The organism is Nocardioides sp. Root151, assembly GCF_001427925.1.
Lineage (GTDB): Bacteria > Actinomycetota > Actinomycetes > Propionibacteriales > Nocardioidaceae > Nocardioides.
This window is the reverse complement of record NZ_LMGG01000001.1, coordinates 1,580,469-1,606,305: the sequence shown is the minus strand read 5'-3', so window position 1 is coordinate 1,606,305 and position 25,837 is coordinate 1,580,469. Positions and strand designations below refer to the sequence as shown.

Sequence of the window (25,837 nt, the reverse complement as noted above, 5' to 3'; positions counted from 1 at the left end):
GTGGACCCGCGCGGCGTGGACATGGACGATCCCTGTAGGAATGGGGCATGGCTACCACTGCTTTCAAGGGATCCCCCGTCAACACTGTCGGCGAACTGCCCGCCGTAGGCGCCGGCGCCCCGGCGTTCGACCTGGTGGGTGAGGGCCTCTCCTCGCTCGCCTCGTCCGACGTCCAGGGCCGCACCGTCCTCAACATCTTCCCCAGCATCGACACCGGCATCTGCGCCGCGAGCGTGCGCAAGTTCAACGAGCTCGCCGCAGGCCTCGAGAACACCACCGTCGTCAACGTCTCCAAGGACCTGCCGTTCGCCCAGGCCCGCTTCTGCGGCGCCGAGGGCATCGAGAACGTCAAGGTCGGCTCCGCCTTCCGCTCCTCCTTCGGCGAGGACTTCGGCGTGACCATGGCCGACGGCCCGATGGCCGGCCTGCTGGCCCGCTCGGTCGTCGTCCTCGACGCCGACGGCCAGGTCGTGCACAGCGAGCTCGTCCCCGAGATCACCACCGAGCCCGACTACGACGCCGCGATCGCAGCGCTGGCCTGACCCGACTCCTTCTCTCCGAGCCCCGGTCGCCCGACCGGGGCTCGGCGCATTTCCCGCGGGGCCCATCCAATGAGCGGTCGGCGCCGAATGACCACTGCCCGCCGAATCGGACAAGGAGTCCCGCATGCCCTCCCCGCACACCCTCTCTGACTTCAACGCCAGGTTGCTCGACGGCACCGACCAGCCGCTGAGCGCGTACGCCGGCAAGGTCGCCCTGATCGTCAACACCGCCTCACAGTGCGGCTTCACCCCGCAGTACAAGGGGCTCGAGGAGCTGCACGAGGCGTACGCCGACCAAGGCCTGGCCGTGCTCGGCTTCCCCTGCAACCAGTTCGGCGGCCAGGAGCCCGGAGACGCGGAGGCGATCGGCAGCTTCTGCGAGCGGAACTTCGGGGTCACCTTCCCGATCTTCGAGAAGGTCGAGGTCAACGGCGACGACGCACACCCGCTCTACCAGTGGCTGCGCGCGGAGAAGCCCGGCGCGCTGGGCAGGAAGATCCGGTGGAACTTCACCAAGTTCCTGGTCGGCAAGGATGGCACCGTGATCAAGCGATACGGGTCGACCACCAAGCCGGAGAAGATCAGCGCCGACATCGAGAAGGCGCTGGCCGCCTGAGCCCGGCCGCCTGACCCTGTGGACGGCGGTCACGGACTGTCCGGGGCCGCTGGTAGACATGCGGACATGACTTCCCCCGATGTCGAGACCGCCGCCCCCGACGACGTACGCCGCTCTGCGCGCGCTGACGCCGAACGCCACCTCAAGGCGCTGGTGGGCAGCGACGACGCGGAGCTGCGCGACGACCAGTGGACGGCCATTGAGGCGCTCGCCGTCGACAAGCGGCGCGCCCTGGTCGTGCAGAAGACCGGGTGGGGCAAGTCCGCGGTCTACTTCGTGGCCACCGCGCTGCTGCGTGCCCAGGGAGCGGGGCCGACCGTGATCGTCTCGCCGCTGCTCGCCCTGATGCGCAACCAGATCGCCGCCGCCGAGCGCGCCGGCATCCACGCAGTGACGATCAACTCGACCAACAACGAGGACTGGACGCGCATCGAGACGGCGATCAACGCCGGCGAGGTCGACGTGCTGCTGGTGTCGCCCGAGCGGCTCAACAACCCGTCGTTCCGCGACAACGTGCTGCCCCGGCTGGCCGCGACCACCGGCCTGCTGGTGGTCGACGAGGCGCACTGCATCTCCGACTGGGGCCACGACTTCCGGCCCGACTACCGGCGCATCCGCACCATGCTCTCCGACCTGCGCCCGGGCATCCCGGTGCTGGCCACCACGGCGACGGCCAACGAGCGGGTCACGCTCGACGTGTCCGAGCAGCTGGCGGTCAGCGAGGGCGAGCCTTCGGGGCCGGGCGTGCTCGTGCAGCGCGGCTCGCTCGACCGTGAGTCCCTGCATCTCGCGGTGGTGAGGCTCAGGACCGCCGAGCAGCGCCTGGGCTGGCTGGCCGACCACCTCGGCTCGCTCACCGGCTCCGGCATCATCTACTGCCTCACCGTCGCCCAGACCCAGGAGATCGCGGCGTTCCTGCGGGCCCGCGGCCACACCGTCGCGGCGTACTCCGGGCAGACCGAGACCACCGAGCGCGAGGCGCTCGAAGCCGACCTCGCCGCCGGGCGGGTCAAGGCGCTGATCGCCACCAGCGCGCTCGGCATGGGCTTCGACGCCACGCTCGGCTTCGTGATCAACGTCGGCGCGCCCTCGTCACCGGTGGCCTACTACCAGCAGGTCGGCCGTGCCGGACGCGGCACGCCGCGGGCCGACGTCGTGCTGCTGCCCGCCCTCGAAGACCGCGACATCTGGAAGTACTTCGCCTCCCTCGCCTTCCCGCCCGAGCCGCAGGTGCGGCAGGTGCTCTCCGCCCTCGAGGGCTCCGAGAAGCCGCTCGGCACCCCGGCCCTCGAGACGTACGTCGACCTGGGCCGCTCGCGCCTCGAGATGATGCTGAAGGTGCTCGACGTCGACGGTGCCGTGCAGCGGGTCCAGGGCGGGTGGGTGTCCACCGGCCAGGCGTGGAGCTACGACCAGGAGCGCTACGACCGGGTCAAGGCCGCGCGTGATCGCGAGCAGCAGGCGATGCTCGACTACATCTCCTCGACCGAGTGCCGCATGACGTTCCTGCGCAGCCAGCTCGACGACGAGGTCGGCTCTCCGTGCGGGCGGTGCGACAACTGTGGCGGCGTCTCCTTCGACTCCGAGGTGTCCGACGCCTCGCTCGACGAGGCGCGCACCCAGCTCACCAGGCCCGGTGTCGAGATCGCGCCCCGCAAGATGTGGCCGACAGCCCTGGCCAACCTCGGCATCGAGCTCAAGGGCAAGATCGCCGACGCCTCGTCGACCGGGCGCGCGGTGGCCCGGTTGACCGACCTCGGCTACGGGCAGGCGCTGCGCGACCTGTTCCGTGACGACGCCGAGGACGGCCCGGTGCCGGTGCCCCTGGTCAAGGCCGTCATCGAGGTCCTCGGCGACTGGCGGCCGCAGGTCGCGGGCATCGTCTTCGTCGAGTCACAGCGCAAGGCAGCGCTCACCGCCGACTTCGCCGACGGGCTCTCCCGGTTCCTCCAGGTGCCGGTCGTAGGCCGCTTCGCGATCGTCGACCCGTCGGTCGAGCCCGGGCACGGGTCCGCCAACTCCGCCCAGCGGGTGGCCGCCGTGCTGCGGCGCTACGCGCTGCAGGGCGAGATCCCGGCCGGTCCGATCCTGTTGCTCGACGACCTGGTCGGCACCGGCTGGACGATGACCATCGCGGCCCGTGCGCTCAGGCAGGCCGGCGCGACCGACGTACACCCGCTGGCCCTGGGCACGCAGGCCTGATCCGCCCGGTCGGCACGCGCTCGCGAACTTTTCCCGGACTGTCGGCGTCACCTCCTGTGTGTCCGGAACCCCGGACGCACACCGGGAGCTGACGCTCCGTCTCGGGAAGGAACCCCATGTCGACGTACGACGCACTCGCCAGCACCGTGGACGACATCGTGACGCAGGCGATCCTCGCCGAAATGCGCCTTGCCACCAAGTTCCCGAACAACTGGTTGGCCGACGATCAGGAGAACCCGACACGCGTCACGTACACCTTCGCGGCGCGACCCGCACTCGGATGCCAGGTCGAGTTCGACTGGTCGACCGGCGCGGTGATCCGCACGTCTCACGACAACGGCGTGACGCCCCCTCTCGACCCGTCGGGCACCTTCCTGGCCTGGAAGTCGAAGTGGGAGACCGCGATCCCACCCCTGTTCGACAAGTACCTGGGCATGCCCTACCCCGAACACTTCGCACGGGAGTCGTCCGACCTGGACCTGACCGGCACCACGCTCAACGGTGGCGGCTTCAAGATCGGTGACACCAGGTTCGAGGGCACCAACCTCGACTACCACCTGTGGCAGGTGGGCAGTGAGCGCGGCAAGATGCTCGGCTGGTCGGGTGCGGCGGCGACTGCGTTCCGCGACAAGTACCTCAAGACCTGGCCCGCCAACCTCTCCAACCAGTTCGCTGCCCTGGCCATGCTCAAGGGCAACATCGAGCGTGAGAAGGCGATGTGGACCAAGGCGCGGGAGCAGATCGCCCTGACCGCCGACCACGCCGTGTCCGCGATGAAGGGTGCCGACGGCCCGGAGCCCGACGACAAGGTCGCGCTTGCGATCTTCGCCGCCGCGGCAGGTGTGGTCGGCGTGGCCATCCCTGTCGCCGGGCAGGTGGCCCTGGCCGCCGCCGTCGGGAGCCTCGCCGTCGCCGATTCCATGAAGGGTGAGAAGAAGCAGGCGAAGGAGATGAGCTTCGGTGCCGAGACCCCCGACGCGGTCTTCTCCAAGCTCGACGCAGGGTTGACCACCTTCGAGAACGAGATCTGGGACGCCGAACACGCGATCCACACCGACCTCAAGGCGCTCCAGGACAAGCTCCACGTGCGCACCGCCTTCATCGGCACGGGTGCCGATGCCCTGCTCGGATCGACCGACCCCTACGACGTGGGCGTGCGGGGTGACCAGTTCGAGGTCTCGGAGATCAAGGACCTGCGCTCGTTCGCCCAGACCTGCATCGACGCCGCCGGCGATGCCCGCACTGCCTCGAGCGCCTGCGCGATCAACTCACCCTCGGCCACCCGCAACCGCGTCGCCGGGCTGGGCTACGGCTACACCGGGGCCGCCGACCAGTACGCCAACTGCGTGACGATGCTCCAGGACATCATCGGCGACAACGGCATCATCATCGGGGACGCAGGGGTGCAGCTCGACGCGGCCGCCAACGCCTACTCCGACGCCGACCAGGACTCCGAGAACAAGATGCGCAACCACTCGGCCGAACTCGTCGACATGCGCAAGGACGACGGCAGCATGCCGGCGCCGCCGCCTCCGCCGCCGGTGCACCGGGGGCCGGGCCACGAGGTGCCGGTCTGAGGCCTGCAGCCGAAATGCGGCAAAGGATGCGATCCGCAGTCACCAGGTGACTGCGGATCGCATCCTTGTCAGTGCAGCGTGAGCCCAGACCTCAGTGGCCGACCATCGCCGTCGGGTCGACCGGCTTCTCCGGGGGCTTGCGGGGCAGGAAGAACGACGGGATCAGCACGCAGCCGACCAGGACCGTGCCGACGATGAAGACCGTCGCGAACGCGGACGCCAGGTCGGGCAGTGCGTCAGGAGCAATGGCGTCGAGCTGCGCCTTCAGCTGGGTGGCCTTCTCCCCTGAGGCCTGAGAGAGCTTGGACCTGAGGAACACGTACATCCCGGCGTCTCGGCTGCCCTTGATCTCGTTGGTCAGGATCACCGAGAAGAGCGCCGTACCGATCGAGGCGGCGACCTGCTGGGTGATGTTCATCAGCGTCGAACCACGGGCGATGTTGTGGTCGGTCAACGTGGCCAGCGCCGAGCTCATGATCGGCATCATCGTGGAGCCCATGCCGAGGCCCATCACGAACAGCGAGCCGAGGATGTAGGCGTACGACGTGTCGTCGTCGAGCTGGGTGAACATCGCCATGCCGATCGTGACCAGCGTGATGCCGACCATGACGACCTTGCCGGGACCGCGCTTGTCGGCCATGAACCCGGCGATGGGCATGGTGATCATCGCGCCGATGCCCTGGGGGGCCAGCAGCAGTCCGGCACCCAGCGCGGTCTCGTCACGCACCTGCTGGAAGTAGAGCGGGAACAGCAGGCTGGCGCCGAAGAAGGCGATCGCGAAGAGCGCCATGGCGACCACGGCGATCGTCATCTGCACGTTCTGGAAGAGCCGCAGCTCGACCAGCGGGTGGATGTTGCGCCTGTTCAGCGCCCACGGCACGAACGCGATGATCAGCACGGCGCCGATTCCGGCGGGGATGAGCACCTCGCGGTCCCACATGGTGCCCGCCTCGGGGATCGACGAGACGCCGTACAGGAAGGCGGCCAGACCGGGGGAGAGCAGGATCATGCCCAGCCAGTCGAAGGTCTCCGACGGCTCGACGTTGTCCTTCGGCAGCACGATCTGGGCGTAGACGAACGCGAGGATGCCCAACGGCAGGTTGATCAGGAAGATCCAGTGCCACGAGGCCTTGTCGATCAGGAGCCCACCGAGGATCGGGCCGAAGATCGGTCCGAGGAGCATCGGGATGCCGAGGACGGCCATCACGCGGCCGACGCGGTGCGGGCCGGCGGCGCGGGTCAGGATCGTCATGCCCAGCGGCATCAGCATGCCGCCGCCGAGGCCCTGGAGGACGCGGTAGAGCACGAGGGTGTTGAGGTCGCCTGCGGTCGCGCAGAGCACGGACCCGGCGGTGAACAGGGTCACCGCGATCAGGTAGAGGCGCTTGGTTCCGAAGCGGTCGGCTGCCCAGCCGGTCAACGGGATCACCGAGGCCAGGGCGAGGGTGTAGCCGGTCATGGTCCAGGCAACCTCGGCCGAGGTGGCGTCGAAGTCGTTCTGGAACGTCTCGAGTGCGACAGAGACGACCGTGATGTCGAGGATGGACATGATCGCGCCGAGCACGACCACGCCCGCCACCATCAGGACCTTCTTGTCGAGCTTGTCGTCTTGAGGAGCGGCGGTGGGCTCCGGGATGGTTGTAGACACCCAAGAAGAATACGGAAGCGCTCAGGTCCGGCGCACCCTACTTTTGTCTGTCCGGGGGCGTGACCTCACTCACCTCCCACGGAGAACATTCGCTCCCCACGGCAGATGTCCCGTGGGGAGCGAAGGTTTCCCCGGTGCACCGGGGAAACCTGCAAGGCTCAGGAACCCGAGGTGAGCCGCTCCACGCCGTCGACGAGGCGCTGGTCGTCGGGGGTCACGCCGGGACGGAACCGCGAGATGACCTTGCCGTCGGCGGCGATCAGGAACTTCTCGAAGTTCCACTGCACGTCGCCGGCCTCACCCTCCTCGTCGGGCACCTTGGCCAGCTCGGCGTAGATCGGGTGCCGGCCGTCACCGTTGACCTCGACCTTCTCGGTCATCGGGAAGGTCACGCCGTACGTCGCGGAGCAGAACTCGGCGATCTCGTCCGACGTGCCGGGCTCCTGGCCGCCGAACTGGTTGCACGGGATGCCGATGACCGAGAAGCCGCGGTCGGCGTACTGCTCGTGCAGCTGCTCGAGAGCGGTGTACTGCGGGGTGAGCCCGCACTTGGAGGCGACGTTGACGAGCAGCGCGGGCTTGCCGCCGGTGATCTCGCCGAGGGTCGCGCTGGTGCCGTCGAGGCGGGCGATGGGGGCGTCGAGGATGCTCATGCGGCGAGCCTAGCCGGAGTCCGGAAGGAGTCAGGCGCTGGCCGAGCGGGCACCCAGCCACGGGCCGAAGCCGTCGTCGCGACCGACCCAGCGGGCCAGGCCGGCGGCCAGCTCGGCGTCGGTCATCAGGGCGGCGTCGAGGTCGTGGAGGACCTGGTCGCGCCGCTCGTCGCATCCGGTGATCACCAGGTGCGTGCGGGGCCCGCGGACCGGGCGGTGCTCGGCGGTGCCGATGCTCAGCTGGCCACCGGAGCCGGCCCACAGTGCGACGCTGTCGGGATGGGTGGGCAGCCAGAAGGTGCCGCGACCGATGTAGGAGTGACCGCCGAGGGACTCGATCGAGTCCATCAGTCGTTGCGGGTGGAAGGCCCGCCAGGAGTCGAGCATCACCGTCCAGACGCCTGTCTCCTCGGCCAGGGGTGACGTGCAGTCGGTGACCCCGTCCTCGTCGACCCGGGCGGGGAGGAAGGCCGGCTGCGGCGCGTCGTACGACGACGGGGCGGTGCCCGGGGTGAGCAACTGCCCGGCGGTCAGCTCGGTGCACTCGGGGACGAGCACGGCGCCGGGGGCGCGCACCTCGTCGACCAGGGCCCGGGCCACGTCGTCAGCGGCGCCGTCGAGCACCAGCAGGTCGGCAGCGCCGAGCAGGTCGACCAGCACCTCGCCCACGGCGCGGATGTCGCCGGCGTGGCGCTGGTCGTCGCGCTCGCGCAGGAGATCGTCGCCGCACAGGTCGTCGAGCAGGCGGGACCCGTCGAGAGCGGCGACGACCGCGCCCATGGTCAGCAGGGGCCGGCGCTCGAGCATCGGCGGCAGGGCCGCGGTGAGTGCCGAGGTGTGGGCGGCCGGCGGGAGGCTCAGCACCAGTGAGGCCCAGCGACCCGCTTCGGACAGGCGGGCCAGCGTCGGCACGATCTCGTGGCGCAGTGCGCAGGAGAGGCACGCGTGGTCGAGGGGCACGGTCTCGCGCTCGAGGATGCCGGTCGCGTCGGAGACGACACGAGTGATCGTCTGGCCCATCACGTCGAGCTCGAAGCGGGCCAGGGCCGAGTCGGGCAGGGTGAACGCGAGGCTGGCTTCGACCGGCTCCTGGGCCTCACGGGTGAGGCCGGCAAGGACGACGACGGGAGTCTGGCGGCTGGTGAACGAACGCATGGCCCTGACCCTAAATGAGAATGGTTCTCAAACACAACCCGAGATGCGGCAAAAGTTAACGGGGTCGGATGCCTTGCCGGACTCCGGCCCAGACCCGAGTGTTGGGCTCGACCCGGCCGTCGAGGTGACGGCCATGCCCTCTCGGGAGGATCCACCGCATGACACCCGCACGCACTCGCATTGCGGCCCTGGCCGGCATCGCGACCCTCGCCGCCGGAGTCGCACTTGCCCTGCCCGGCAGCGCCACCGCCCTGTCCGGCGGCGCCACTGTCGACCCTCAGCCGGCAGCCCTGGCGGACGCGCCGGACATCCCGCTCAGCGCGGTGACGGCGCATCTCGAGGAGTTCCAGTCGATCGCCGAGGCCAACGGCGGCAACCGCTACACCGGGCAGCCCGGCTACCGCGCCTCGCTCGACTACGTCCAGGCCCAGCTCGACGCCGCAGGGTTCGTCACCGAGGTGCAGTCGTTCAGCACCCGGGCCGGTACGTCGTACAACCTGATCGCCGACTGGCCGGGCGGCGACCCGACGAACACCGTGATGATGGGCGGCCACCTCGACAGCGTCGACGAGGGGCCGGGCATCAACGACAACGGCACCGGCTCCGCAGCGATCCTGGCCAGCGCCCTCGCGTTCGCGCAGAGCGGCGCGGAGCCGACGAACCACGTGCGCTTCGGATTCTGGGGCGCGGAGGAGCTCGGTCTCCTCGGCTCCACGCACTACGTCGACAGCCTCTCGACAGTGGAGGTCGACGACCTGGCGGCGTACTTCAACTTCGACATGGTCGGCTCGCCGAACCCCGGCTACTTCGTCTACGACGACGACGCGAACGGCACCGAGCTGCGCGACAGCCTGACCGCGTCGTACGACGCGGCCGGCATCGACTCCGACTACATCGACGTCGACGGTCGCTCCGACCACGCCGCGTTCATGCAACGCGGCATTCCCACCGCCGGCACGTTCTCCGGCGCCGAGGGGACCAAGACCTCGACGCAGGCCGCGAAATGGGGCGGGCAGGCAGGGCAGGCCTATGACCCGTGCTACCACTCCGCCTGCGACGACATCGACAACCTCGACACCGCGGCACTCGACCTGAACGCCGACCTGATCGCGGACACCCTGTGGGCGTGGGCCGACCACGACTTCGGTGGCGGCACGACGGAGCCGCCGACCGGCGACGACGCGATCACCAACGGCGGCTTCGAGGACGGCACCACCGGATGGCAGGCCACCAACGGCGTGGTCACCACCGACCTCGACCAGTCCGCGCACGGCGGTTCGGGCAAGGCGTGGCTCAACGGCTACGGCCGGGCGCACACCGACAGCGTCGCGCAGACCGTCACCGTGCCCGACGCCGGCCGGCTCACGTTCTGGCTCAGGGTCGACACCGACGAGGACACCACCGGCCAGGCCTACGACACGCTCCGGGTCAAGGCCGGCTCCACGACGCTCGGCACGTGGTCGAACCTCGACGCAGGTGACTACCGGAGCATCGCGCTCGACCTGTCGGCGTACGCCGGGCAGTCGGTGGCGCTCACCTTCGTGGGAACCGAGGACGCCTACCTGGCCTCGGACTTCGTCATCGACGACGTGTCCCTCACTTCTGCCGGGTGACCTCGGCGCGGCGCGCGTTTGATCGCTGCGCCACCGGGGGAAGGTTCTGTCATGACGCAGATGCCGCAGCAGCACGACCCGACGTACCAGGCGCTCAACCAGCTCGTGGCCGCCGGACAGCTGTCTCCCGACCAGGCCCAGGCTGCGCTGGACGCCACGCGTGCCGGCGGAGGACGCGCGCCGTTCTTCGCCAACTCGTTGGTGCCGGTGTGGCTGCGTCCCGACGTACTCCTGGTGGTCTTCGGCACGGCGCTGCTCAGTGCGGCCGTCGCCGTCTCCACCGTGTGGACCCGCGAGGACGGCGACATCGACTGGTCGAACTACCTGGTCGGCATCGGTGCCACAGTCGTCCTCCTGGCCGGTGCCGCCGCCGGGTGGTTCCTCGTGCAGGACCCGGCGCGCAAGGCAAACCTGATGTCGTGGCCCGGTGCACTCGGGGCCATCGGAGTGGGCCAGATGATCGGCGTTGGCCTGGACGACAACGACTTTGCCGTCTACGGCGTCGGCGCGGTCATCGTGGCGCTCTGCGCCGGCGGCTACTACCTGATCCGCCAGCCCGCGTTCGTGGTCGCAGCCATCGTCGGCATCTTCCTGCTCTACGTGCAGGTCTTCGACGACACCTACGGCGTCGACGACATCGACGGCGACAACTTCGGCATCGCCCTCGGCCTCGTCGTCCTCGTCTTCACACTGATGATCACCGTCGCTGGATGGTTCCTGCCCACCCGTGACCTGACCGCGCTCATCGTGGGTGCCTTCGCGGTCGGCGCCTACGCGGTCACGCTGGTTGCGCTCGTCGCCATCGCTGCCGTGTCGATGGCGTTCTCCGGGTTCGACGAGATGGACGGAGGGGAGCCCAAGCAGCCGGACAACCCCTACACCAACGACGTGTGGTTCCTGCTCGTCTTCGGAGCGATCCTCACGCTCGTCTGGGCGGCCGCCTGGTGGCTGCGCGGCCACGACGGCTACCGCGTGCTCATCCTGGCGATGCTGACCTCGATCCTTCCCGCTGCCACGTTCGCGCTCGCGGTCGAGCACCCGACCTGGTGGGGTGTCGTGCTGGCCGCGCTCGGCGCCATCGGTCTCGCGCTGGCCGTCGGCCGGGCGCTGGGGATGCTGCCGAACAACCGCCAGGCGCCGACCCGGCCTCCCGTCTGAGCAGACTCGTTCGCTTCCCGGCGGCGACAGGGACGAGGTGGCTTGTGCGGGCACGGCACACTGTCGGCTGCACCGGCTAACGTCGGCAGCCCGCACCTCGGCCACCTGGGAGGCCCCGCTTGAGCTTCGTCCCCGTCACCGGACCGGCGACCTTCCACGTCGCCGACCCGGCCCGCGACAGTGTGGTCGAGTTCAGTGACGACCGGCGCACGGTCAGCCTGCCGATGCGGGCCGCCCTTCCGGTCCTGACCCGGGCCCGCGGCCGCGACGACGTACACCCGAGTGTGGGTCTGCTGGCCGGTGCGGCGCTGCTCGGCATGCAGTTCGTGGCTGCCGGCAAGCTCGAGCCAGGCACCGGCGGCTGGCGCATCGCGACGCTCGAGCACGCCGACGAGGAGCGGCTGCGCCTGCTCGCGGAGTCCCGCGACCACGACGGCACCACCGACCCGCTCGGCCTGGTGCGAGGTGTGGTGCACGCCGTCGCCGACGCGATGGCCCGCTCCGCCCCGTCCTCCACGTCCGTACGACGACCCGCGCGCCCGACCGGCATCGGCAGTGGAGGTCCCGGCGGCCTGAAGCGCAGGGCTCCGCACGCCGACGTCACCGCCCGCATCCAGGAGCGGGTGTCGCGGCTGGCCCGGCCCGACGACCTGCCCCACCTCGTCTCCCTGGGGCTGCGCATCGAGGCCGACGAGGAGGAGCTGATCGGCGGCTCCGTGCGCCTCGTGCTCCAGGTGCACGACGAGCAGAATCCGCTCCACTTCGCCGACGCCGCGCGGTTGTGGACCGAGCGCCCGGCCGACGCCACCCACGGTTTCGGCTCGCGCGCCCACATCCATGCCAGCCAGGCGCTCCGGGCCGCGGCCGAGGCCTGGCCGGTGCTCGAGCGACTCCTCGAGCTGCGCGTCCCCGACCAGATCACCCTCGACTCGGTCGAGGTCGCCAGCCTGCTCGACGACGGGTTGACCGCGCTCCAGGCCCGGGGGGTCGACGTCCTCTTCCCACGCTCGCTCGGGCATGACCTGACCACCCGCGCGGTCCTTCGGCCCGGGGGCGGCAAGCAGGAGGAGCCGTTGGTCGACGGGCTCTTCGGCACCGACGCGCTGTTCAGCTTCAACTGGCAGGTGGCCCTGCACGGCGACCCGCTCACCGAGGCCGAGATGGACGAGCTGGCTGCCGCCACCAGCCCGGTGATCAAGCTGCGCGACAACTGGATGCTGGTCGACCCCAAGGTCGCCAAGCGGGCCAAGAAGCGGCTGATCAGCACGGCCAGGCCGGCCCAGGCCCTGGCCGCCACCCTGACCGGCACGATCGCCGTCGACGAGGTCGACACGTCGGTGATCGTCGGGGCGACGCTCGAGAAGGTACGCGAGCGCATCCGCACTGCCGCCACCCGCGATCCGCTCGCCGCGCCATCCGCGTTGCGGGCCACGCTGCGTGACTACCAGCTGCACGGCCTGACCTGGCTGGCCGAGATGAGCTCCCTCGGCCTGGGTGCCTGCCTGGCCGACGACATGGGCCTCGGCAAGACGATCACCGTGATCGCGCTCCACCTGCACCGTCTCGAGCGCGGCCACACCGGACCGGTGCTGGTGGTCTGCCCGGCCTCACTGCTGGGCAACTGGGAGGCCGAGATCAACCGCTTCGCCCCCGGAGTCGACGTACGCCGCTTCCACGGCGGCCAGCGCACCCTCGAGGGGCTGGAGTCGGGCTTCGTGCTCACGACGTACGGCACGATGCGCGCCGACGGACAGCCGAAGGGCAAGCGAGAGCTGGCCGGTGTCGAGTGGGACCTCGTGGTCGCCGACGAGGCGCAACACGTGAAGAACCCGCAGTCCTCCACGGCCCGGGCGCTGCGCACGATCGACGGCCAGGCCCGCATCGCCCTGTCGGGCACCCCGGTCGAGAACAACCTGACCGAGCTGTGGGCGATCCTCGACTGGGCGATCCCCGGGCTGCTCGGCTCGCGCAACGCGTTCCGCAAGGTGTGGGCCGGCCCGATCGAGTCCGGCCTCGAGCCGACCAAGGCGCGCCAGTTCGCCGACCTGATCGAGCCGTTCCTGCTGCGCCGTCGCAAGTCCGACCCCGGGATCGCGCCCGAGCTGCCGGCCAAGACCGAGACCGACCACCCGCTCCAGCTCACCCGCGAGCAGGCGGTGCTCTACGAGACGCTGGTGCGCGAGTCGATGGAGCGCATCGAGCAGGCCGACGAGCACGCCCGCCGCGGCCTCGTGCTCCAGCTGCTGACCGGGCTCAAGCAGATCTGCAACCACCCGGCGCACTACCTCAAGCAGGCCAGTTCCCGCCTCGCCGGTCGCTCCGAGAAGCTCGACCTGCTCGACGAGCTCCTCGGCACCGTGCTCGCCGAGGAGGGCGCGGTGCTGATCTTCACCCAATACGTGCAGATGGCGCGATTGCTCGAGCAGCACCTGGCGCACACCGGCGTCCCGACCCAGTTCCTGTACGGCGGCACGCCCGTGCAGGAGCGTTCGGCGATGGTCGACCGTTTCCAGCGGGGCGAGGTGCCGGTCTTCCTGCTCTCGCTCAAGGCCGGCGGCACCGGGCTCAACCTGACCGCGGCCGACCACGTCATCCACTTCGACCGCTGGTGGAACCCCGCCGTCGAGGAGCAGGCCACCGACCGGGCCTACCGCATCGGACAGACCCGGCCGGTGCAGGTGCACCGGCTGATCACCCGCGGCACGATCGAGGAGCGCATCGCCGAGCTGCTGACCCGCAAGCGGGCACTGGCCGACTCGGTGCTGGCCCGCGGCGAGGCGGCGCTGACCGAGCTGAGCAACGACGACCTGCGCGACCTGGTCACCCTGCGGAGCACCGATTGAGCGCGGTCACCCATCCCCGGTTCGCCCCGCGCCGCTCGACCAGGTCAGCTCCGTGGTGGAGCAAGGCCTGGTCGCGGGCCGTCGAGGAGGCGGCCTACCACCTCACCGACCTGCGCACCGGCCGAGCCCTGGCCCGGGGCGGGCACGTCGGCGCGTTGACCCTCGACCGGGGCAGCCTCTTCGCCGCGGTGCAGCAGGGGGACGACGCCTGGACGGTCCAGATCGCGATGCCCACCCTGTCGGGTGAGGGCATCGCCACGTTCGTCGAGCTGGTGGCCGCCGAGTCCGGGCGCATCGCCCGGCTGCTCGACGGCGACCTCCCGCACCAGCTGGTCGAGGACGCCGAGGACGCCGGCGTCGAGCTGCTGCCGTACGGCGGGGAGCTGTCGGCCGAGTGCAGCTGCGAGGCGTGGGCCCAGCCGTGCGTGCACGGCCTCGCCGTGCTGACCCAGTTCACCTGGCTGATCGACGACGACGCCCTGGCCCTGCTCCACCTGCGCGGCCTCCCGCGCGAGGAGCTGCTCGCCCAGCTGCACGCCCGCCAGGTCCAGGGCGCCGAGACGGAACCCCAGTCAGCGGAAGGCAGCGCAGACCCCGAGCTTCTCGCGGATGTCGACGTGGGAGTCGATGCTGCCCTTCGGGCCGCACGCGTGTTGGAGCTGCTCGAAGAAGGCGCCGACGTCGACCACCTCCTCTGACCCACGAACCGTCAATCCTTGCGTCGCGAACCTGCAATTCTTGATGCGCGAGCCGTGGGTTCTTGATGCGCGAGCCGTGGATTCTTGGTGGTCGGTTCAGGCCCAGGGGTCCTCGCGACGCCACACCGTCGGGAAGTGCAGGTCGACGCCGTCGGCACGCGCCAACGGGTCGAGCACCCGCATCGTCTCGTCGAGGTCGTCACCGGCGTAGGGCAGTGCCCGCATCGGCTCGTCGAGCGGCCTGAAGAAGTCGTCCCAGTGGATCAGGACCACGCGTCGGGCGCCCACCGCGCGCACCGTCTCCTGCCAGAACGTGGTCATGTACTCCTCGGGCTGGACCCCGAGCTGCCCGATGCCGAGGTAGACGACGTCCGCGCTCTGCTCTGCGAGGGCACCGGGGACGAACCCGGCGCTGCCCTGGACGAGCACCGAACGCCCCGACGCGTGCCGGATGAACGTCGACCACGCCTCGCCGCACTTGTACGCCGACGCGCGGGCCGGCGTACCCACGGGAGTGTCGATCGTGCCCGGATAGCGGTCCGGTGGGCAGTGGTGGCTCTCGACCAGGGTGAGCGTGAAGTCGCCGAAGGTCAGCGAGTCGCCCGGCGCCACCTCGTCGATGCGTGACTCGGGCAGTCCGTGGCCGCGCCCGATGTTCGCGGTCGAGGTGCCGCCGACCAGCTGCGCACCGGTGCGCTCGGCGACGACGGCGGAGTCCATCGCATGGTCGAAGTGGCTGTGCACCGGCAGTACGGCGGCCAGTCGGTCGACGCCGACCCGGTTCAACGCAGTGTCGATGCGTGAGTCGTCCGGGTTCAACGCGCGCAGCGCCACCCTGGGCAGGCTCGGCCGGCTGAAGAACCCGTCGGTCATCAACGAGGTCTCGCCGTCGCTGACCAGCAGGGTGGCCACTCCCAGGAAGGTCACCGAGAGGTCACTGTCCGCAGCAGGTACGTCGAACCGGTCGGCGTACTGGGCGAGGTCCGGGCGTCCGAAGCGAAGGCGCATGGCCCGAGGCTAGACCTTGGACCGACCGAGGAGGACCGTGTCGACCTCCTTCCGCAGCGGGCGTGCTGTCGGGTGTGCGTTGGGCTCACGGCGACGGCCAGGTCGGTGTCCCGCTGCATCTGCCGATCCGATTGGCCCCCTCTGCGGTCAGCATTCGAGGCCAATCGGCCCGGCCGACCGAGCGCGCGATGGACTCTCTGGGGACCTACGCGCGAGGCCGGGGATCCGCTCAGCGCCTGTCGACGGCTGGCTCGGGCTGGACGACGAGCCGGGTCAACCGCGGTAGACCGAGACCGCCCAGTCGGAGGCATCGGTGAAGGGATCGAGCTCCCAGGTGCCGAAGCGGTGCTCGAGGGTCCAACCGACAGCGGACGCGTCACGGTCGAGATCGGAGGTCGAGTAGGGCCGGTCGAGGTGGAAGCCGAACACCGCCCGGCCGCCCGGCGCCAGCACAGAGGCCATCGCCGCCAGCACCCGCGGCTCGGAGCCCGGGTCGACGTAGACCATCACGTTGCCGGCGCACACGATCACGTCGAAGGTGCCGAGCGACGGCGTCAGGTCGACGAGGTCGAGCACTTCCAGGCGTACGTCGGGGTGCTGCTCGTGGCCCGCTTCGATCAGCAGCGGATCGGCGTCGACGCCGACCACGTCGTGCCCGACCCGGGCGAGTGCGGCGGCGACCCGTCCGGCACCGCAGCCCGCATCGAGGATCCGGGAGCCGCGCTTCGCCATCGCGTCGATGAACCTGGCCTCGCCGTCGACGTCCTTGCCCTGGGCCGCGATCCTCACGAATCGCTGGCTGTAGTCCTCACGTTGCTCGAGGGACCGCTCGTCGAACCACCTGGTGCTCACGCTCCCGAGTCTCCCACGCCGACGGACGGCCACCCGGCTCGGTCAGAGGCCGAGCGCGCGGGCGGCCATGTCCTGGAGCAGTCGGCGCATCTCCTTCTCCGGCAGGAAGGCGCTGTGCGGCGTCGAGTTGAGCAGGCCGAACGTGGCGTGGGCCCTGGCCCGGGCCGCGACCAGGGTCAACGAGTCGTCGGCCTTGCGCAGCTCGCCGGCCCACAGGTCGACGTACGACCGCTGGAGGGTGCGGACCTTCTCGCGCGCCTCGGCAGGCAGCGAGGCCCAGTCCCGGTCCTGTACGACGATCAGCGCCTTGTTGGCCAACGCGAAGGAGATGTGCCAGTCGATCAGCGCTTCCAGGGCCGAGCGCGGGTCGGTCGACGCGGCCACTCGAGAGCGCCCGACGCTGAGGAGCTCCTCGCTGATCGCGACCAGCATCTCGGCGAGGATCGCGTCCTTGGCCGGGAAGTGCTTGTAGAGCGCGGGGCCGCTCATGCCGCACGCTGCGCCGAGCTCGCCGACCGAGACCCCGTGGAAGCCACGTTCGGCGAACAGCGTCGCCGCGGTGGCGAGGATCTGTTCGCGTCGGCTCATGCGCGACAGAGTAGGCCACGCACTGTTCAGGACGACGAGGGTGCGCAATCCTCGGATGTGTCGTAGCCTAAGCAACGGTTAATGATCATTAACCAACAAGATCTTCTGGGAGGGCACGTGACCGACACCGAGTCCGGAGGCCTGCGGGCTGCCGTCGACGAGCTGCGCGACCGCCTGGCCGCCGTACGCAACGACGGCGCCGGTGGCAACGAGGCGGCCCGCACCAAGCACACCGACCGCGGCAAGCTGCTGGTGCGCGAGCGGGTCAACAGGCTCCTGGACCCGGGCAGTCCCTTCCTCGAGTTCAGTGCCCTGGCAGCGACCGGCATGTACGGCAAGGAGGGTGACGAGAACGCCGTGCCCAGCGCCGGCATCGTCACCGGCCTCGGCCAGGTCAGCGGCCGCACCTGCGTGATCATCGCCAACGACGCGACGGTCAAGGGCGGCACCTACTACCCGATGACGGTCAAGAAGCACCTGCGCGCGCAGGAGATCGCCCGCGCCAACAAGCTCCCGGTCATCTCGCTGGTCGACTCCGGCGGCGCGTTCCTGCCGATGCAGGACGACGTCTTCCCCGACAAGGAGCACTTCGGCCGCATCTTCTTCAACCAGGCCAACATGAGCGGCGAGGGCATCCCGCAGATCGCCTCGGTGATGGGCTCGTGCACCGCCGGCGGCGCCTACGTGCCCGCCATGTCCGACGAGACCGTGATCGTGAAGAACCAGGCGACGATCTTCCTCGGCGGCCCGCCCCTGGTGAAGGCGGCGACCGGTGAGGTCGTCACCGCGGAGGACCTCGGCGGCGGCGACGTGCACGCCCGCAAGTCCGGCGTGGTCGACCACCTCGCCAACGACGACGCCCACGCGCTGGCCATCGTGCGCGGCATCATCGAGACCGTGCCGCGGCCCACCTCCACGCCGTGGGAGGTGCTCGAGCCGGAGGAGCCGCACGAGGCGCCCGAGACGTTGTACGACGTGGTGCCCAGCGACACCCGCACGCCGTACGACGTCCGCGAGGTGATCCGCCGCGTCGTCGACGCCAGCCGGTTCACCGAGTTCAAGCAGTACTACGGCGAGACGATGGTCTGCGGCTTCGCCCGCATCTGGGGTCACCCGGTGGGCATCGTGGCCAACAACGGCATCCTGTTCAGCGAGTCCAGCCTCAAGGGCGCGCACTTCATCGAGCTGTGCAATCAGCGCAAGATCCCGCTGGTCTTCCTGCAGAACATCACCGGCTTCATGGTCGGTCGCGAGTACGAGAACCGCGGCATCGCCAAGGACGGCGCCAAGCTGGTCACCGCGGTGGCGTGCAGCGTCGTACCCAAGTTCACCGTGGTCATCGGTGGCTCGTTCGGGGCCGGCAACTACGGCATGTGCGGCCGGGCCTACGACCCGCGCTTCCTGTGGATGTGGCCCAACGCGCGCATCTCGGTGATGGGCGGCGAGCAGGCCGCGAGCGTGCTGGCCACGGTCAAGCGCGACGGCATCGAGGCCAAGGGCGGCGAGTGGTCGGCCGACGAGGAGGAGCAGTTCAAGGCGCCGATCCGCGACCAGTACGAAGCCCAGGGCTCGCCCTACTACTCCACCGCGCGCATCTGGGACGACGGCGTGATCGACCCCGCCGACACGCGCCGCGTGCTCGGCCTGGGCCTGGCTGCGGCCGCGCACGCGCCGCTGCCCGAGCCCTCCTACGGAATCTTCAGGATGTGAACAGGTGAAGACTCTTTTGATCGCCAACCGTGGCGAGATCGCGCTGCGCGTCATCTGCAGCGCCCGCGCCCTCGGCATCCGGACCGTCGCGATCCACACCGACCTCGACGCCACGGCGCCGCACGTCCGTGAGGCCGACCACGCCGTCCGGGTCGAGGCCTACCTCGACATCGACGCGGTCGTGCAGGCCGCGAAGGACTCCGGCGCCGAGGCCATCCACCCGGGCTACGGCTTCCTGTCGGAACGCGCAGAGTTCGCCCGCGCGGTCGAGCAGGCCGGGCTCACCCTGGTCGGCCCGAGCGCCGACGTGATGGACCGGATGGGCCGCAAGGACGCCGCTCGCGAGGTCGCGATCGCGGCCGGCGTGCCGGTCGTGCCGAGCTACGGCATCGACGACGACCCGGCCTCGATGAACTACCCGATCCTGGTCAAGGCTGCGGCCGGCGGGGGCGGCAAGGGCATGCGCATCGTGCGCGCGGCCGACGAGTTCGAGGCCGCGGTCGCCGCCGCGAAGCGTGAGGCCGCGAAGTCGTTCGGCGACGACACCATGCTGATCGAGAAGTACGTCGAGCGCGGTCGCCACATCGAGGTGCAGGTGATGGCCGACTCCCACGGCAACGTCGTCCACCTCTTCGAGCGCGACTGCTCCACGCAGCGGCGCCACCAGAAGGTGCTCGAGGAGGCCCCCGCGCCCACCATCGACGAGGCCACCCGTGCGCTGATCACCGGTGCCTCGGTCGCCCTCTCGAAGCAGGTCGGCTACGTCAACGCCGGAACGGTCGAGTTCCTCCTCGACGCCGACACCGGTGAGGCCTACTTCCTGGAGATGAACACCCGCCTCCAGGTCGAGCACCCGGTCACCGAGTCCGTCGTGGCCTTTACGCCGAGCGGCGACAAGGTCGACCTCGTGGCCGTGCAGCTGGCGGTCGCGTCGGGCGAGGAGCTGCCGTTCACGCAGGACGACCTCTGGCTCGACGGCCACGCCATCGAGGCCCGCGTCTACGCGGAGGACCCCTACTCGGGCTTCCTTCCCCAGGCCGGCAACGCCACCCTCGTGCGCTGGCCGGTGCCGCCGTTCGAGGGCACCCGGGACGGCATGCGCGTCGACGCGGCGCTGGAGAGCAACCAGGTCGTCTCCACCAGCTTCGACCCGATGCTCGGCAAGGTGATCGCCGTCGGCAGGGACCGCGAGGAGGCCCGTCGCCAGCTGGTCACGGCGCTCGAGCGCACCTCGATCCTCGGCCTGACCACCAACACCGGCTTCCTGCGCGAGATCGCCGAGAGCGACGCGTTCCGCGACGCGGAGATCGACACGGCCTGGCTCGACCGCCACCCGCCGACCGCGCCGGATCCGTCGTTGGCCCGCACCATCGCGGCGTGGACCGACGTGGCGATCGCCCGCCTGGTCGAGAGGCCCGGACCCTTGATGGCCGACGGATGGCGTGACGGCGGCCCCGCCGTACCCACCCTGGTCGAGCTCGACCAGGTGGTCCGCGTCGACCGCGCCGCAGGACTGGTCGACGACACCCGTGTGGTCGAGCGCTCGATGGCCGACCACGTCGCCAGCCTGCGGGTCGACGGCCAACGCATCGACGCCGTCGTCAACGCCCAGGAGCACGGCATCGACGTCGCCCTGCGTGGGCAGCGCTTCAACTTCGAACGCCCCGACGTGTTCGGCGACCACGGGCCCGTGGTCGGTGACGGCACCCTGCTCGCCCCGATGCCCGGCACCGTCCTGGCGGTCAACGCCACCAGCGGCCAGGAGGTCAAGGAGGGCGACGTGCTCGGCACCATGGAGGCGATGAAGATGGAGCTCGCCCTCAAGGCGCCCTTCGACGGCACCGTCGTCGCCGTGCACCCGAAGGTCGGCGAGCAGGTGCCGTTGGGCGCCGTACTCTTCGAAGTGGAGGCAGGCGCATGAGGCAACCGCAACGCGTCGAGAGCGCGACCGCGCTCCCGGACAAGGTCACGATCTGGGAGGTCGGACCCCGCGACGGCCTGCAGAACGAGAAGGCGATCGTGCAGACCGAGGTGAAGGCCGAGTTCATCCGGCGGCTCCTCGACGCAGGGCTCCCGATCGTGGAGGCGACCAGCTTCGTGCACCCCAAGTGGGTGCCGCAGCTCGCCGACGCGAAGGAGCTGATGGAGGGGTTGGCCAATCCGGAGCTGCCGGTGCTGGTGCCCAACGAGCGTGGCCTCGACCGGGCGCTCGAGCTGGGTCTCAAGCACATCGCGATCTTCGGCAGCGCCACGGAGACCTTCGCCACCAAGAACCTCAACCGCAGCCTCGACGAGCAGTTCGCGATGTTCGAGCCGACCGTACGCCGGGCCCGCGAGGCCGGCATGGACGTGCGCGCCTACGTGTCGATGTGCTTCGGCGACCCGTGGGAGGGCGACGTGCCGGTCGAGCAGGTCGTCGGCGTCGGCAAGCGGCTCTTCGACCTCGGCGCCAGCCAGCTCAGCCTGGGCGACACGATCGGCGTCGGCACCGCCGGCCACGTGAAGCGGCTGATCGGCGCCTTCGACGAAGCTGGCCTCGGCGTCGACCACCTTGCGGTCCACTTCCACGACACCTACGGCCAGGCGCTGGCCAACGCGTACGCCGCGCTCGAGGCCGGCGTGACGACGTTCGACGCCAGCGCGGGCGGCCTCGGCGGCTGCCCGTACGCCGAGAGCGCCACGGGCAACCTGGCCACGGAAGATCTCGTCTGGATGCTCCACGGACTCGGCATCGAGACCGGGGTCGACCTCGAGGCGCTGGTCGCGACCAGCACCTGGATGGCCGGACACCTCGGACGGCCCAGCCCCTCGCGGGTGGTCACCGCGCTGTCATGACGGGTGCGGTGCTGTCATGACGCGTGCGGCACAATGCCGCCCATGAGCAAGCGCAAGGTCTACCTGCACATCGGGGCGCCGAAGACCGGCACCACCTATGTGCAGGACAGGCTGGCGCTCAACGCCCGCGGCCTGACCGGCCACGGTGTGCACTTCCCGAACAAGCGGCTCTTCGCCGATCCGACCCTGTTCCACTTCCGTGCGGCCCTCGACCTCCTCGGCCAGGACTGGGGCGGACCTTCGGGGCACGCGGACGGCTCCTGGGCCACCATGCTCAAGCAGGTACGCCGGCGCAGCGGCACGGTGATCATCAGCCACGAGATCCTCGCGCCGGCACCGGCCGACAAGATCGCCCGCGTGATGAACGACCTGTCCGACAGTGAGATCCACGTGGTCTACAGCGCCCGGGACATGGTCCGCCAGCTGCCCGCCGCGTGGCAGGAGAGCGTCAAGCAGGGCCGGCGGTGGACCTTCGAGCGGTTCCTGGCCAAGGCCGAGCACGGCAGTCCCTGGTTCATGAAGGCCTTCGACCTGCCGGCCGTGCTGGAAGCGTGGGGGAGGAGCCTCCCTCCCGAACGCCTCCACGTGGTCACCGTCCCGCAGGGGCGCACTGACTCCAACCTGCTCTGGAAGCGCTTCTGCACCGCGTTCGGGGTCGACCCGACGTGGGCGCCCCTCGACAGTGAGCGCTCCAACGCGGGGCTCGGCGTCGCCGAGACGGAGCTGTTGCGACGGCTGAACCGTCAGCTCGACCGCACCACCCGCAGCACGGCGGCCCACGACGAGCTGATCCAGACGATGCTCGACCGAAGTGAGCTCGGGCGGCGCCGGTCGCGCAAGGTGCAGCTCCCGCCGGCCCACTACGCCTGGGCGCAGGGTGAGGCCGAGCGGTGGATCGCGTGGGCCGAGCGCGTCGGCGTCGACGTGGTCGGCGACCTGGCCGACCTGCGCTCCGGAGAGCCGCCCGCGGACCTGCCGGAGGACCCCAACGAGGTCCGGGCCAAGGCGATCACCAAGGCCGCGGTCAGTGCGCTCACGGTGATGACTCGCGAGGCGGCCAGTCGTCCCGACCCCTCACGCGAGATCGGTGCCCGCCTCAAGGCGCGCGCCGAGCAGATGCGGCAGCGGTGACGGCTTGAGCAGTGACGCGCATCGGGAGCCCGGTCTCCATCGCGCCTGGGCCTGGGTCGACCACCTCCGCGCCGGCGGCACGACCCCGTGGAGCGACTTCACCGGCAGCGTCGACTCCCGCGGCAGCCTCCTGCCCGGGGCGATCCAGCTCGAGGTGGCCCGTCGGCTGAACCTGGTCGGCGGGGTCGACTCTGCGGAGCATGCAGCGCTGGTCGACCGGGTCTTCGAGACCAGCGGACCCGGGCGCGGCCAACCCGACCTGGAGCTCGTCGGCGTGCACACCGGCTCCCGCTTCGGGCCCCGGCCCGTCGATCCCGCGGAACTGCCCGGCGACGAGCTGATCCGGATGGCGGTCGGCCTGCTCGCCGACCTCGTCGTCGCGCACGAGCCGGGCGAGCCGGTGGTCGAGAAGCCGCGGGCCGCGCTCCCGTGGCGCCGTGCCTACAGCCTGTACGGCGACCCGCTGGCCGTGTCGCAGGTGCGCACCACCCTGGTCCGCGCCGGGGCGGCGCCGGGACGTCGATCGCCCGTCGCGGTGATCCTGGCCGACGACCTGGCCGGCATGCTGGCCGACGTGTGGAGCTGGCGGGTGCAGCACGCGGTGAACCCCTCGTGGCGTTGGTGGCTGGCCGGCTGGGCCCGCAACGACCGGCTGCCCCGGGTGCTCGACCTGCCCTCGGTGGCCGCCAACCAGGCCGCTCGGTTGGGTGCCGACCGTGTGCACATCGTCGCGGCTGCCCATCACGTCCCGCTGGTCGCCGGCCTGGTCGGCTGCCGACGACCGGTCGACGCGACGAGAGTGGGGCTCTCACCGGAAGCCCTCGACGTCGTGCGCCACGTCAACGTGGTGCTCCGGGTGTTGGCCGACCCCGATCGGCACCAGCACCTCCTCCGTGACGTGCTGCTGCCGTGGCTGGCCGACGAGACCGGCCGCCGCCGCGTCGTACCGCCCCGCCACCTGGAGTGGGTGCGCCACCGGGCGATGCGAATGCGCGATGAACTCCGGGTTGCTGGATACCCTGTGCTCGGGGATCTGGACGCCCTCGTCCCGACCGACCAGCCACGTGCTGCCGGTCCGACCGATGACGGTGTCCTCGACGTGGCCCTGAGAACGTTGCTGAAGGTCAAGGAGATCGATACGTGAGCCCGAAGCGGGTCATCCTCCACGTCGGGACCCCGAAGACCGGCACGTCCTACCTCCAGGACGTGCTGTTCAGCAACCGCGACCACCTCGCCGGACAGGGCGTGCTCTACCCGGCCGACCGTTTCGACGGGCACTTCCTGGCGGCGCTCGACCTGATGCGGCTTCCGTGGGGCGGTCTGGAGACCCAGGCCGTCGGGGCATGGGACCGGCTCGCCGCCCAGGTGCGCGAGTGGCCCGGAACCGCGATCATCAGCCACGAGATCCTGGCCACCGCCGACCGCACGCAGATCCGCCGGGCCCTCGAGACGCTGGGCCACCCCGACACCGAGATCCACGTGGTGCTGTCGGTGCGCGACCTGGTCCGCCAGATCCCGGCGGAGTGGCAGGAGAACATCAAGCACCGGCGCACGATCAGCTACCGCAGGTTCCTCGCCCAGGTGCAGGACCCCGACCGCGCCGGCCGCATCGCCACGTGGTTCTGGGGCGTCCAGGAGATTCCCGACATCCTCAACCGATGGGGCGCCGAGCTCGATCCGTCACGCGTCCACGTCGTCACCGTGCCGAAGCCGGGCGCACCCAAGACGCTGCTCTGGGAGCGCTTCGCCGAGGCCTTCGACCTCGGCGGCCTCGACCTCGACCTGCACGTCGAGCGGGCCAACCCGTCGCTCGGCGTCCCCGAGACGGCCCTGATCCGGCGGATCAACAAGACCTCGAACGCCGACGTCGAGCCGAGTGCCTACCGGCCTCTGGTGCGCGAGCTCCTGGCCCACCAGACCCTGTCCCGGCGCGCGGAGTCGCCGCGGCTGGCGCTCCCGCCGGACGTCTGGACCTGGGCCGACGAGCTCTCCCACGCCTGGGTCGACGAGCTGCGCGCGCGGCGGTACGACGTGGTCGGTGATCTCGACGACCTCATCCCGGACCGCAACCCGGTGGAGTTCAGCGACCCCGACCGCCCGCGCCATCGCGAGGTCAACGCCGCTGCGCTCGACGCGATCCACGCGCTGCTGCTCGAGGGTGCCCGCATGCGCCAGGTCGAGGCCGACCTGCGCGACGAGCTCCGCGACACCCAGATCGCGCTGGAGCGGGCCTACCTGCGACCGACGTACCGCGCCCGCGAGAAGATCGTCCGCTCCGCCGAGGACAAGGGCTGGGGGCGCCGGATGCTCGGCCTCTACCGTCGGGTGCGGGGCAGGAGCTCGCGGCCGGCATAGCGGCCGACCTGCCAGGTGCTCCATGCGTCGGCGCTCATGCCGACGACGCCGCCCACCACCGGGACTCGTCGCCCGATCGTGGTGGCGAGGCGCTTGCCCGCGACCTTGCCGATCAGCGACGCGGCCACCTCGGACGCGATGGTCCTGTCGAGGGCGGCGTCGTGCACGGGCGCGGTGGCCAGGGCCATCGGCGGTGCCGGCAGCTTCTTCGACTTCACCATCTTCTTCACCGCGTCCTCGCCGAGGGCGCAGGCCAGGATCGCGTTGCGGACCCGCTGGTCGTCGAGGTCGTAGCCGCGCAACGACGCGATCACCGAGATCATCCGGCACTGGATCAGGGCCAGGCCGGTGATGTTCGCGGGCAGTGCGGCGGCGGCCGTGACCAGGCCGCCGAGGTTCGTGGCGAAGCCCTCGGCGCCGGCGTAGGCGGCGTGCAGCTCGATGGTCTCGCGGATCGCTCGGTCGACGTCGCCGTCCTCCTTCTCGAGCTTGCGCCGGGCGGTCGTCTCGGCCGACGGCAGGGGGCCCACGCCCTCGATCGCCCGCCTGAGCGCCTCGCGGACGAACCCGGAAGTCAGGTTGGGTGCTGCCTGCGTGATCTTCGGCGTGATCCGCTTGGTGATGCTCGATCCGATACCCATGCGGTGCATCCT

The 25,837-nt window shown here is 70.5% G+C and carries 21 protein-coding genes; 14 read left to right on the top strand and 7 right to left on the bottom strand.

Annotated features, from left to right (window positions below; genetic code table 11):
* Window positions 1-47: 47 nt before the first annotated feature.
* The 4 genes from tpx (at window position 48) to ASD66_RS07650 (ending at window position 4,937) form a co-directional block, all read left to right on the top strand.
* Window positions 48-542, top strand: a complete 495-nt coding sequence (gene tpx, locus ASD66_RS07665; RefSeq protein ID WP_056684386.1) for a thiol peroxidase — start codon at window positions 48-50, stop codon at window positions 540-542.
* 124 nt (window positions 543-666) lie between these two features.
* The gene (locus ASD66_RS07660; RefSeq protein ID WP_056890483.1) at window positions 667-1,158 is read left to right on the top strand and encodes a glutathione peroxidase; all 492 of its coding nucleotides are present in this window, start codon (window positions 667-669) and stop codon (window positions 1,156-1,158) included.
* A gap of 66 nt (window positions 1,159-1,224) precedes the next feature.
* Window positions 1,225-3,360 carry a RecQ family ATP-dependent DNA helicase gene (locus ASD66_RS07655; protein WP_056890482.1) on the top strand — a complete coding sequence of 712 codons (2,136 nt, stop codon included), beginning with the start codon at window positions 1,225-1,227 and terminating at the stop codon, window positions 3,358-3,360.
* A 116-nt stretch (window positions 3,361-3,476) separates the two neighbouring features.
* Window positions 3,477-4,937 (top strand): hypothetical protein, encoded by a 1,461-nt coding sequence (locus ASD66_RS07650; RefSeq protein ID WP_056890481.1) that lies wholly within the window; start codon window positions 3,477-3,479, stop codon window positions 4,935-4,937.
* A gap of 91 nt (window positions 4,938-5,028) precedes the next feature.
* Here ASD66_RS07650 and ASD66_RS07645 read toward each other — a convergent pair whose 3' ends face one another.
* The 3 genes from ASD66_RS07645 to ASD66_RS07635 form a co-directional block, all read right to left on the bottom strand.
* The gene (locus tag ASD66_RS07645; protein WP_056684396.1) at window positions 5,029-6,585 is read right to left on the bottom strand and encodes a DHA2 family efflux MFS transporter permease subunit; all 1,557 of its coding nucleotides are present in this window, start codon (window positions 6,583-6,585) and stop codon (window positions 5,029-5,031) included.
* Window positions 6,586-6,743: 158 nt separating this feature from the next.
* Window positions 6,744-7,238 (bottom strand): glutathione peroxidase, encoded by a 495-nt coding sequence (locus tag ASD66_RS07640; RefSeq protein WP_056684399.1) that lies wholly within the window; start codon window positions 7,236-7,238, stop codon window positions 6,744-6,746.
* Between the two features lie 30 nt (window positions 7,239-7,268).
* Window positions 7,269-8,393 (bottom strand): GTP-binding protein, encoded by a 1,125-nt coding sequence (locus tag ASD66_RS07635; RefSeq protein WP_056890480.1) that lies wholly within the window; start codon window positions 8,391-8,393, stop codon window positions 7,269-7,271.
* A 158-nt stretch (window positions 8,394-8,551) separates the two neighbouring features.
* Here ASD66_RS07635 and ASD66_RS07630 point away from each other — a divergent pair, with 158 nt between their 5' ends.
* From ASD66_RS07630 to ASD66_RS07615, 4 genes are all read left to right on the top strand, one after another.
* A complete protein-coding gene (locus ASD66_RS07630) occupies window positions 8,552-10,006 on the top strand; it encodes a M28 family peptidase (RefSeq protein WP_082599363.1) in 1,455 nt (484 codons plus the stop codon).
* 51 nt (window positions 10,007-10,057) lie between these two features.
* Window positions 10,058-11,164 (top strand): hypothetical protein, encoded by a 1,107-nt coding sequence (locus ASD66_RS07625; RefSeq protein WP_056890479.1) that lies wholly within the window; start codon window positions 10,058-10,060, stop codon window positions 11,162-11,164.
* A 119-nt stretch (window positions 11,165-11,283) separates the two neighbouring features.
* The gene (locus tag ASD66_RS07620) at window positions 11,284-14,007 is read left to right on the top strand and encodes a DEAD/DEAH box helicase (RefSeq protein ID WP_056890478.1); all 2,724 of its coding nucleotides are present in this window, start codon (window positions 11,284-11,286) and stop codon (window positions 14,005-14,007) included.
* A complete protein-coding gene (locus ASD66_RS07615) occupies window positions 14,004-14,705 on the top strand; it encodes a hypothetical protein (protein WP_056890477.1) in 702 nt (233 codons plus the stop codon). Before ASD66_RS07620 ends, ASD66_RS07615 begins: the two co-directional genes overlap by 4 nt.
* Before the next feature lie 96 nt (window positions 14,706-14,801).
* Here ASD66_RS07615 and ASD66_RS07610 read toward each other — a convergent pair whose 3' ends face one another.
* The 3 genes from ASD66_RS07610 to ASD66_RS07600 all read right to left on the bottom strand — a co-directional run bounded on the left by ASD66_RS07610 (window position 14,802) and on the right by ASD66_RS07600 (window position 17,153).
* The gene (locus ASD66_RS07610) at window positions 14,802-15,713 is read right to left on the bottom strand and encodes an MBL fold metallo-hydrolase (protein ID WP_056890476.1); all 912 of its coding nucleotides are present in this window, start codon (window positions 15,711-15,713) and stop codon (window positions 14,802-14,804) included.
* A 273-nt stretch (window positions 15,714-15,986) separates the two neighbouring features.
* Window positions 15,987-16,565, bottom strand: a complete 579-nt coding sequence (locus ASD66_RS07605) for a class I SAM-dependent methyltransferase (RefSeq protein ID WP_056890475.1) — start codon at window positions 16,563-16,565, stop codon at window positions 15,987-15,989.
* A 42-nt stretch (window positions 16,566-16,607) separates the two neighbouring features.
* Window positions 16,608-17,153 carry a TetR/AcrR family transcriptional regulator gene (locus tag ASD66_RS07600; protein WP_056684422.1) on the bottom strand — a complete coding sequence of 182 codons (546 nt, stop codon included), beginning with the start codon at window positions 17,151-17,153 and terminating at the stop codon, window positions 16,608-16,610.
* 81 nt (window positions 17,154-17,234) lie between these two features.
* Here ASD66_RS07600 and ASD66_RS07595 point away from each other — a divergent pair, with 81 nt between their 5' ends.
* The 6 genes from ASD66_RS07595 to ASD66_RS07570 are packed head-to-tail and all read left to right on the top strand — an operon-like array spanning window position 17,235 to window position 25,184.
* Complete coding sequence (locus ASD66_RS07595) at window positions 17,235-18,863, top strand: carboxyl transferase domain-containing protein (RefSeq protein WP_082599362.1); 1,629 nt, start codon at window positions 17,235-17,237, stop codon at window positions 18,861-18,863.
* Between the two features lie 4 nt (window positions 18,864-18,867).
* The gene (locus tag ASD66_RS07590) at window positions 18,868-20,784 is read left to right on the top strand and encodes an acetyl/propionyl/methylcrotonyl-CoA carboxylase subunit alpha (protein ID WP_056890474.1); all 1,917 of its coding nucleotides are present in this window, start codon (window positions 18,868-18,870) and stop codon (window positions 20,782-20,784) included.
* A complete protein-coding gene (locus tag ASD66_RS07585; RefSeq protein WP_056890473.1) occupies window positions 20,781-21,698 on the top strand; it encodes a hydroxymethylglutaryl-CoA lyase in 918 nt (305 codons plus the stop codon). Before ASD66_RS07590 ends, ASD66_RS07585 begins: the two co-directional genes overlap by 4 nt.
* Window positions 21,699-21,740: 42 nt before the next feature.
* Complete coding sequence (locus ASD66_RS07580) at window positions 21,741-22,829, top strand: hypothetical protein (RefSeq protein WP_056890472.1); 1,089 nt, start codon at window positions 21,741-21,743, stop codon at window positions 22,827-22,829.
* A gap of 4 nt (window positions 22,830-22,833) precedes the next feature.
* A complete protein-coding gene (locus ASD66_RS07575) occupies window positions 22,834-23,973 on the top strand; it encodes a hypothetical protein (RefSeq protein WP_056890471.1) in 1,140 nt (379 codons plus the stop codon).
* The gene (locus ASD66_RS07570) at window positions 23,970-25,184 is read left to right on the top strand and encodes a hypothetical protein (RefSeq protein ID WP_056890470.1); all 1,215 of its coding nucleotides are present in this window, start codon (window positions 23,970-23,972) and stop codon (window positions 25,182-25,184) included. Before ASD66_RS07575 ends, ASD66_RS07570 begins: the two co-directional genes overlap by 4 nt.
* On the opposite strand, the gene ASD66_RS07565 is transcribed toward ASD66_RS07570, so the two are convergent.
* A complete protein-coding gene (locus ASD66_RS07565) occupies window positions 25,145-25,825 on the bottom strand; it encodes an EcsC family protein (protein ID WP_056890469.1) in 681 nt (226 codons plus the stop codon). The genes ASD66_RS07570 and ASD66_RS07565 overlap by 40 nt on opposite strands.
* Between the last annotated feature and the right edge of the window lie 12 nt (window positions 25,826-25,837).